Source organism: Pseudomonas sp. NPDC089741, assembly GCF_044748825.1.
GTDB lineage: Bacteria > Pseudomonadota > Gammaproteobacteria > Pseudomonadales > Pseudomonadaceae > Aquipseudomonas > Aquipseudomonas helmanticensis.
The window spans coordinates 1-9168 of sequence record NZ_JBIVGT010000059.1 but is presented as its reverse complement, the minus strand read 5'-3'; the positions used below and the strand labels follow the sequence as shown (position 1 = coordinate 9168).

Annotated in this window: 7 protein-coding genes; all 7 read right to left on the bottom strand. The window is 60.2% G+C overall.

Features of this window, described 5'->3' with window-relative positions; all coding sequences use genetic code 11:
* The coding region (locus ACIPZE_RS28325) for a S1 RNA-binding domain-containing protein (protein ID WP_400776716.1) at window positions 1-296 on the bottom strand (296 nt) is incomplete at its 3' end.
* A 119-nt stretch (window positions 297-415) separates the two neighbouring features.
* Window positions 416-1105, bottom strand: a complete 690-nt coding sequence (gene cmk / locus ACIPZE_RS28320) for a (d)CMP kinase (protein WP_015093983.1) — start codon at window positions 1103-1105, stop codon at window positions 416-418.
* The gene (locus ACIPZE_RS28315; protein ID WP_400776719.1) at window positions 1102-3309 is read right to left on the bottom strand and encodes a bifunctional prephenate dehydrogenase/3-phosphoshikimate 1-carboxyvinyltransferase; all 2208 of its coding nucleotides are present in this window, start codon (window positions 3307-3309) and stop codon (window positions 1102-1104) included. Before ACIPZE_RS28315 ends, cmk begins: the two co-directional genes overlap by 4 nt.
* 28 nt (window positions 3310-3337) lie before the next feature.
* Window positions 3338-4450 (bottom strand): histidinol-phosphate transaminase, encoded by a 1113-nt coding sequence (gene hisC / locus ACIPZE_RS28310; RefSeq protein ID WP_034155292.1) that lies wholly within the window; start codon window positions 4448-4450, stop codon window positions 3338-3340.
* 13 nt (window positions 4451-4463) lie between these two features.
* Complete coding sequence (gene pheA / locus ACIPZE_RS28305; RefSeq protein ID WP_007908404.1) at window positions 4464-5558, bottom strand: prephenate dehydratase; 1095 nt, start codon at window positions 5556-5558, stop codon at window positions 4464-4466.
* Window positions 5558-6643: a 3-phosphoserine/phosphohydroxythreonine transaminase gene (gene serC, locus ACIPZE_RS28300; protein WP_212549006.1), complete on the bottom strand. Its 1086-nt coding sequence runs from the start codon at window positions 6641-6643 to the stop codon at window positions 5558-5560. Before serC ends, pheA begins: the two co-directional genes overlap by 1 nt.
* A gap of 229 nt (window positions 6644-6872) precedes the next feature.
* Window positions 6873-9168: DNA gyrase subunit A (locus ACIPZE_RS28295; RefSeq protein WP_400776712.1), on the bottom strand; the 2296-nt coding region annotated here is incomplete at its 5' end.

The window sequence follows — 9168 nt, the reverse complement described above, 5'->3', positions numbered from 1 at the left end:
CCGCGCCAGCACTCCGCGCGCGTCGCTAGTTCCCGGGACAGCTTGGTTTCACCGAAACCGTCTTCAACCGAGTCCAGAGCAACGTGAACTTCGTCACCGACATTGATAGTCAGATCGCCAGCGTCGTTGTAGAACTGCTCAAGCGGGATGAGTGCTTCAGACTTCAGGCCAGCGTGAACGGTTACCCAGCGAGCTTGGTAATCGATATCAACGATAACACCGGTGATGATGGAGCCTGCCTGAAGGTTCAGGGTTTTTAGGCTTTCTTCAAAGAGTTCCGCAAAGCTTTCGCTCATTTTAATTCCTGTAAATGAGGGCGAAGGATACGCCCATCTCCACACCCCAGACGGTGTGGGTTAGTTTCATATAAAAGAAGCGCTGCAGGACTATGACTGGTCCCCTGTAGCCTTCTTGGTCACCCGGCGATATCGCGAATGGCGATCTCGCTCATGATGCGTTCAAGCACCTGATCGATGGACAACTCCGTGGAATCCAGCTGTATGGCGTCAGCCGCCGGCTTAAGCGGGGCTACCGCTCGCTGGGTGTCACGCTCATCGCGTGCACGGATCTCATCTAGCAGACTCGACAGACTAACACCCTCGACTTTGCCCTTCAACTGCAAATATCGACGGCGCGCCCTCTCCTCGGCACTGGCGGTCAGGAAAATCTTCAGCGGCGCATCGGGAAACACCACCGTACCCATGTCGCGACCGTCGGCTACCAGCCCCGGCGCTTCCTGGAATGCGCGCTGGCGTTGCAGCAGCGCCTCGCGCACGGCGGGCAATGCAGCCACTTGCGAAGCACCGGAACCGACGCTTTCGGTACGAATGACGTCGCTGACTTCATCGCCTTCCAGAATGATCCGCTGCAACTGACCATCGGTCGCTGCAATGAACTGAACATCCAGATGAGCGGCGAGTTTTTTCAGCAACTCTTCATTGGTCAGGTCAACGCCATGATTGTGCGCAGCAAACGCCAGCAAGCGGTACAGCGCACCGGAGTCCAGCAGGTTCCAGCCCAGACGCTTGGCCAGAATCCCGGCTACGGTGCCTTTGCCCGAGCCGCTTGGCCCATCAATGGTGATGACCGGTGCAATGTTCTTCACGACTGAGCCTCTTGTGCCACACGAATACCGACCTGCCCGCACAGCGCGAGGAAGTTCGGGAACGACGTCGCGACGTTGGCGCAATCATGGATGCGGATCGCTGCACTAGCGCGCAACGATGCCACGCTGAAGGCCATCGCGATGCGGTGATCGCCATGACCATGCACTTCGCCGCCACCGATCTGACCGCCGTCGATGATGATGCCGTCCGGGGTCGGCTGGCATTTGACGCCCAGCGCCAGCAGACCGTCCGCCATCACCTGGATACGATCCGACTCCTTGACCCGCAGCTCTTCGGCGCCGGTCAGCACGGTACGCCCTTCGGCACAGGCAGCAGCGACGAACAGCACCGGGAATTCGTCGATGGCCAGTGGAACCAGCGCTTCCGGAATCTCGATACCTTTGAGTTTAGCTGCTCGTACGCGCAGGTCAGCCACTGGCTCGCCGCCGACTTCACGCTGGTTTTCCAGAGTGATGTCCGCGCCCATCAGTCGCAGGATGTCGATCACGCCAGTACGGGTCGGGTTGATGCCTACGTGCTCAAGCACCAGCTCCGAACCTTCAGCGATCGATGCCGCGACCAGGAAGAACGCCGACGACGAGATGTCGCCCGGTACTTCAATGTGGGTTGCGGTCAGTTTGCCGCCGGATTCAACCGAAGCCGTAGCGCCTTCAACGCTCACCGGGTAGCCAAAACCGCGCAGCATACGCTCGGTGTGGTCGCGAGTCGGCGCAGGCTCGGTCACGGTGGTCTTGCCTTCAGCGTACAGACCAGCCAGCAGCAGGCAGGACTTCACCTGAGCGCTGGCCATCGGCATGGTGTAAGTCAGGCCTTTGAGTTTGTGCCCGCCACGAATGATCATCGGCGGACGACCTTCGGCAGCGGTTTCGATCACGGCGCCCATTTCACGCAACGGATTGGCCACGCGATTCATCGGACGCTTGGACAGCGACGCATCGCCGGTCAAGGTGCTATCGAAGTTCTGCGCAGCCAGCAGGCCGGACAGCAGACGCATCGAAGTACCGGAGTTGCCCAGATAGATCGGGCCAGGCGCAGGTTTCAGGCCGTGCAGGCCGACACCATGAATGGTCACGCGGCCATGGTGCGGGCCTTCGATGACCACGCCCATGTCGCGGAACGCCTGCAAGGTCGCCAGAGCGTCTTCGCCCTCAAGGAAGCCTTCGACTTCGGTGACGCCTTCGGCCAGCGAACCGAGCATGATCGAACGGTGGGAAATGGATTTGTCGCCCGGTACGCGAATCCGACCGGACAAGCGGCCACCAGGTTGAGCCAGGAAGATCAGATCGTTGGAATTCATAGCGTCCACATAGGCCCTGCGGGCCAGGATTTTACTGAAATGCTCGCGGGCAACCCGGGCGCGAGTGAAAACGCCCAACAATTGGTGCCCATCCCCTGCATCGACCGCGTCGCGCAAGGCGTCGAGGTCGCTGCGAAATGTATCGAGTGTGCGCAGGACAGCCTCGCGGTTGGCGAGGAAGATGTCGTGCCACATCACCGGGTCGCTTCCGGCAATTCTTGTGAAATCGCGGAAACCGCCCGCAGCGTAACGGAAGATCTCAAGATTTTCATTGCGCTTGGCTAACGAGTCGACCAGACCAAAGGCCAGCAGATGCGGCAGATGACTGGTTGCAGCCAGCACTTCGTCGTGACGCTCGACCTGCATGTGCTCGACGTCAGCGCCCAATTCGCGCCACAGACGATCAACCACCGCCAACGCGGCCGGATCGGTTTGCTCAAGCGGTGTGAGAATCACTTTGTGACGACGGAACAGTTCAGCATTGGAGGCTTCTACCCCGCTCTGCTCGGAACCGGCAATCGGATGGCCCGGCACGAAACGCGGCGGCATCGCGCCAAACACTTCGGTTGCCGCGCGCACCACGTTGCCTTTGGCGCTGCCGACGTCGGTCAGAATCGCCTGCCCCAGATCCATGCTCGCCAACCGCGCGAGCACTTTTTCCATGGCCAGAATCGGCACCGCCAGTTGAATCACGTCAGCGCCCTGACAGGCAGCCGCCAAGTCATCCTCACAACGATCGACCACACCCAACTCGACCGCCAGCTTGCGCGATTGCGGATCGAGATCAACCCCGACCACTTCGCGGCACACACCGCTTTCACGCAAGCCTTTGGCAAACGAACCACCGATCAACCCCAGACCGACTACCACAAGGCGCCCGATCATAGGTGCAGCAGATTGCAGTGCAGTGACATCACCCACGAGCCAGAACCTTGCGCAGCGCTTCAAGGAAACGGCTGTTTTCCGCCGGCAGACCGATGGTCACCCGCAGGTGGTTCGGCATGCCGTAATTGGCCACCGGGCGCACGATCACGCCTTCGCGCAGCAAGCCCTGGAATACCGGAGCCGCGACTTGAGCGAGATCGACGCAGATGAAGTTGCCTTTGGACTCGATCCAGCTCAGACCCAGCTCACGGAAACCGGCTTGCAACTGCTGCATGCCCGACTCGTTGAGCTGACGGCTTTGCGCCAGATACTCTTCATCTTTCAACGCTGCACAAGCTGCCGCCAAGGCGAGGCTGTTGACGTTGAACGGCTGACGAACGCGGTTCAGCACGTCTGCCACCACCGGGGTAGACAGGCCGTAGCCAACGCGCAATGCCGCCAGGCCGTAGGCCTTGGAGAAGGTGCGCGAGACCAGCAGGTTCGGGTAAGCCGCGAGGAAATCCAGACCATCCGGCAGATCGCTGCCTTCGGCGTACTCGATGTACGCCTCATCCAGCACCACCAGCACGTGCTCGGGAACATCCTGCAGGAACTCGTCCAGTGCTTCGGCGCCGAACCAGGTGCCGGTCGGGTTGTTCGGGTTGGCGATGAACACCACGCGGGTGTTGGCATCGATAGCCGCGAGCATGGCTGGCAGGTCATGCCCCCAATCCTTGGCCGGCACCACTTTGGCTTGCGCGCCGACTGCCTGAGTGGCAATCGGATACACCGCAAACGCATGCTCACTGAACACTGCATTCAGACCCGGCGCCAGATAGGCGCGCGCGACCAGCTCAAGAATATCGTTGGAACCGTTGCCCAGCGTCACCTGGTTCAGGTCAACGCGGCATTGCTCGGCCAGCAGGGATTTCAGCGCAAAACCATTGCCATCCGGGTACCGGGTCAGCTCGGCCAGCTCTTCACGAATCGCCGCCAAGGCTTTCGGACTGGCACCCAACGGGTTTTCATTGCTGGCCAGTTTGACGATTTTTGCTGGATCCAGATCCAGCTCGCGCGCCAGTTCGTCCACAGGTTTGCCTGGAACGTACGGCGAAAGTTGTTGCACGCCCGGCTGTGCCAGAGCGAGGAAGTTGCCACTCATTTGCTACCGCCCCTTAGAGAACTGCTTTCGGGTAGGAACCCAGCACTTTGAGTGCTACTGCTTCCTGACTGATCTTTTCCAGTACACCTTTGATCAACGGATCACGGTGGTGGCCGACGAAGTCGATGAAGAACACGTAGGTCCATTTGCCGCTGCGCGACGGACGGGTTTCGATGCGGGTCAGGTCGATTCCGTTGTCATGGAACGGCACCAGCAGCTCGTGGAGCGCGCCGGGTTTGTTGCTCATCGACACGATGATCGAGGTCTTGTCGTCGCCGGTCGGCGGCACTTCCTGGTTACCGATCATCAGGAAGCGCGTCGAGTTGTCCGGACGGTCTTCGATCTTCTCCGCCAGACGGGTCAGGCCATACAGCCCGGCCGCCATGTCGCCGGCAATCGCCGCCGAATTCCACTCGCCTTTGACCCGCTTGGCCGCCTCGGCATTGCTCGACACCGCCACGCGCTCGACATTCGGATAGTGCGCGTCCAGCCACTTGCGGCACTGGGCCAGCGACTGCGCATGGGAATAGATGCGGCTGATGCTGTCGGTCTTGGTATTTTCACCGACCAACAGGTGATGGTGGATACGCAGCTCGACTTCGCCACAGATGACCATATCGTGTTCGAGAAAGCTGTCGAGCGTGTGGTTGACCGCGCCTTCGGTGGAATTTTCCACCGGTACCACGCCAAAATTCACCGCACCGGCCGCCACTTCACGGAACACTTCGTCGATCGCCGCCATCGGCTTGCTGATCACCGCATGACCGAAGTGCTTCATGGCTGCCGCTTGGGTGAAGGTGCCTTCAGGGCCCAGATAAGCCACTTTCAGCGGTTGCTCCAGCGCCAGGCACGACGACATGATTTCGCGGAACAACCGCGCCATCTCTTCGTTGCCCAGCGGCCCCTGATTGCGTTCCATGACACGCTTGAGCACCTGAGCTTCGCGCTCAGGACGATAGAACACCGGCACTTCGCCTTCGGCCAGCGAGGCCATCTTTACTCGCGCGACTTCCTGGGCGCAACGCGCACGCTCACTGATCAGCTCCATGACTTTGGTGTCCAGAGCGTCAATGCGAACGCGCAGTGCCTTGAGTTCTTGCTCGGACATCAGCCGTGTTCCTTCTCGAATTCAGCCATGTACGCCACCAGCGCGTTGACCGCGGTGATGTCGACAGCGTTGTAGATGGAGGCGCGCATGCCGCCCACGGAGCGGTGGCCCTTGAGATTGAGCAAGCCGCGCGCTTCGGCACCGACGAGAAACGGCTTGTCGAGACGATCGTCAGCCAGACGGAACGGCACGTTCATCCACGAGCGGTCCGACTTGTTGATCGGGTTGCTGTAGAGGCCGCTGGCGTCGATGAAGTCATACAGCGTGCGCTGCTTGACGTCGTTGAGCCTGGCGATCGCGTCGACGCCGCCCTGCTCTTTCAGCCACTGGAACACCAGACCGGAGAGGTACCAGGCCAGGGTCGGCGGGGTGTTGTACATCGAGCCGTTATCTGCGGCGACTTTGTAGTCGAGCATGGTCGGGCACAGCGCGCGCGCCTTGCCGAGCAGGTCTTCACGGATGATGTTGACGACGATGCCGCTCGGGCCGATGTTCTTTTGCGCGCCGGCGTAGATCATGCCGAAACGCGAAATGTCGACCGGGCGCGACAGAATGTCCGAAGACATGTCAGCCACCAGCGGCACGTCACCGACTTCCGGGATCCACTGGAATTCCAGACCGCCGATGGTTTCGTTCGGTGCGTAGTGAACGTAAGCGGCGTCTTTCGACAGGTTCCACTCGTTCTGGCCCGGGATGGCGAAATAGTCGTAAGGCTTGGCAGTAGCGGCGACGTTGACGTGGCCGTAGCGCGAGGCTTCTTCGATGGCTTTCTGCGACCAGATACCGGTGTCGATGTAGTCGGCCGAGCCGCCTTCAGGCAACAGGTTCAGTGGAATCTGCGCGAATTGCTGGCTGGCGCCACCTTGCAGAAACAGCACTTTGTAGTTTGACGGGATATTCAGCAGGTCACGCAGATCCTGCTCGGCCTGGGTGGCGATGGACACGAACTCATCGCTGCGATGGCTCATTTCCATGACCGACAGGCCCTTGCCGTGCCAATCAAGGAGTTCACCCTGGGCGCGCTGCAGGACAGCTTCAGGAAGCGCCGCAGGACCGGCGCAGAAGTTATAGGCTCGCTTGCTCACATCCAATCTCGCTCTGATTTGGTGGTCACTTAAATCTTTTGGTCTGCGGATGATCGTTCCCACGCTCTGCGTGGGAATGCATCCAATGACGCTCTGCGTCATGGGACGCGAAGCGTCCCGAGCGGCATTCCCACGTAGAGCGTGGGAACGATCCCGTGCAGTGTTGCAAATTTTCAAACAGGACAAATAACAAGGGGGCGAATTTTCATCCGCCCCCTTGGTTGCCCGCTTATTCCTGCGGTTCTTCGTCTGCTGCGGCGTCGAGTTGCTGGTCTTCGCCAGCATCGTCGATCACGACATTGCCTTCGAATTCCTCGCCCTCTTCCCCTTCAAGCTCTTCACCTTCGATTTCCGAAGGTTCCTGAACCCGCTCCAGCCCGACCAGGGTTTCATCCTTGGCCAGCTTGATCAGCGTGACACCTTGGGTGTTACGACCCAGGCTCGACACTTCGTCGACTCGGGTACGCACCAGTGTGCCCTGATCGGAGATCAGCATGATCTCTTCACCGTCCTGCACCTGAACCGCGCCGACCAGACGGCCGTTACGCTCGTTGCTGACCATGGCGATAACGCCCTGACCGCCACGCTTGTACTCAGGGAATTCGGTGATCGCCGTACGCTTGCCGTAGCCGCGCGCGGAGGCGGTGAGAATCTCGCTGCCTACTTCCGGAATCAGCATGGAGATCAGCTTCTGCCCTTCTGGCAGACGCATGCCACGCACACCGCGGGCGGTACGGCCCATGGCGCGAACTTCGGATTCCTTGAAGCGCGTCACTTTGCCGCCGTCGGAGAACAGCATGATTTCCTGCTCGCCGTCGGTGACAGCAGCGGAGATCAGGATGTCGCCTTCGTCCAGCTCCAGCGCGATCAGACCGACGCTGCGCTGACGACTGAAGGCCACCAGCGGGGTCTTCTTCACAGTACCGTTGGCGGTCGACATGAAGATGAACGGCGCCTTCTTGCGGTCAGCAGCCTTGATACGCGCACGACGCTCTTCGTCGGTCTCGTTGCTGTTTTCGATTTCTTCTACATCCGCCTCAACGCCTTCGGCTTCTTCTTCCTCAGCCTGACGCTTCATGGCTTCGAGATCGACCGGCAACATCGTGGTGATGTATTCGCCTTCGCTCAACGGCAACAGGTTGACCAGCGGACGACCACGGGCAGCGCGGGACGCTTCCGGAATCTCGTAGGTCTTGAGCCAGTACACCTTGCCCTTGCTGGAGAACAGCAGCAGGGTGGTGTGGCTGTTGGCGACCAGCAGGTGAGCGATGTAGTCCTCATCCTTGACGCCAGTGGCCGACTTGCCTTTACCGCCACGACGCTGAGCCTGGTACGCAGCCAATGGCTGGGTCTTGGCGTAGCCACCGTGAGAGATGGTTACGACGCGCTCTTCTTCCGGGATCATGTCACCCAGGGTCAGGTCGAGACGGGCATCAAGAATTTCGGTGCGACGCACATCGCCGTATTCGGCGCGGATCACTTCCAGCTCTTCGCGGATCACTTCCATCAGGCGCACAGCGCTGTTGAGGATGCGGATCAGCTCGCCAATCTGGTTGAGGATCTCTTGATACTCGGCCAGCAGTTTTTCGTGTTCCAGACCGGTCAGACGGTGCAGACGCAGTTCCAGAATGGCTTGCGCCTGCTCTGGGGACAGGAAGTACTTGCCTTCGCGCAGACCGTATTGCGGATCCAGTGTCTCTGGACGGCAGGAATCAGCACCGGCACGCTCAACCATCGCAACCACGGCAGAGGATTCCCACGCGGTGCTGATCAGCGCTTCCTTGGCTTCCGACGGCGTCGGCGACGCCTTGATCAGGGCGATGACCGGGTCGATGTTCGACAGGGCAACGGCTTGACCTTCAAGGATGTGACCACGCTCGCGCGCCTTGCGCAGTTCGAACACGGTACGGCGGGTGACCACTTCGCGACGGTGACGGACGAAGGCTTCCAGCAGATCTTTGAGGTTCAGGATGCGTGGTCGGCCGTCGATCAGCGCAACGATGTTGATGCCGAATACCGATTGCAGCTGGGTCTGGGCGTAGAGGTTGTTGAGGATCACCTCAGGCACTTCGCCACGACGCAGTTCAATCACGACGCGCATACCGTCCTTGTCGGACTCGTCGCGCAGGTCGGTGATGCCTTCGAGCTTCTTCTCTTTGACCAGCTCGGCGATCTTCTCGATCAGACGCGCCTTGTTCAACTGGTAAGGGAGTTCGGTGATGACGATCTGCTGACGGCCACCGACCTTGTCGATGTCTTCGATGATCGAGCGGGCACGCATGTAAATGCGCCCGCGACCGGTGCGGTAGGCTTCGATGATGCCGGCGCGACCGTTGATGATCGCAGCGGTCGGGAAGTCCGGACCGGGGATGTATTGCATCAGTTCATCGACGGTCAGCTCAGGGTTGTCGATGAGCGCCAGGCAACCGTCGATGACTTCACCGCGGTTGTGCGGCGGGCTGTTGGTCGCCATGCCCACGGCGATACCGCTGGAGCCGTTGACCAGCAGGTTGGGGATACGGGTC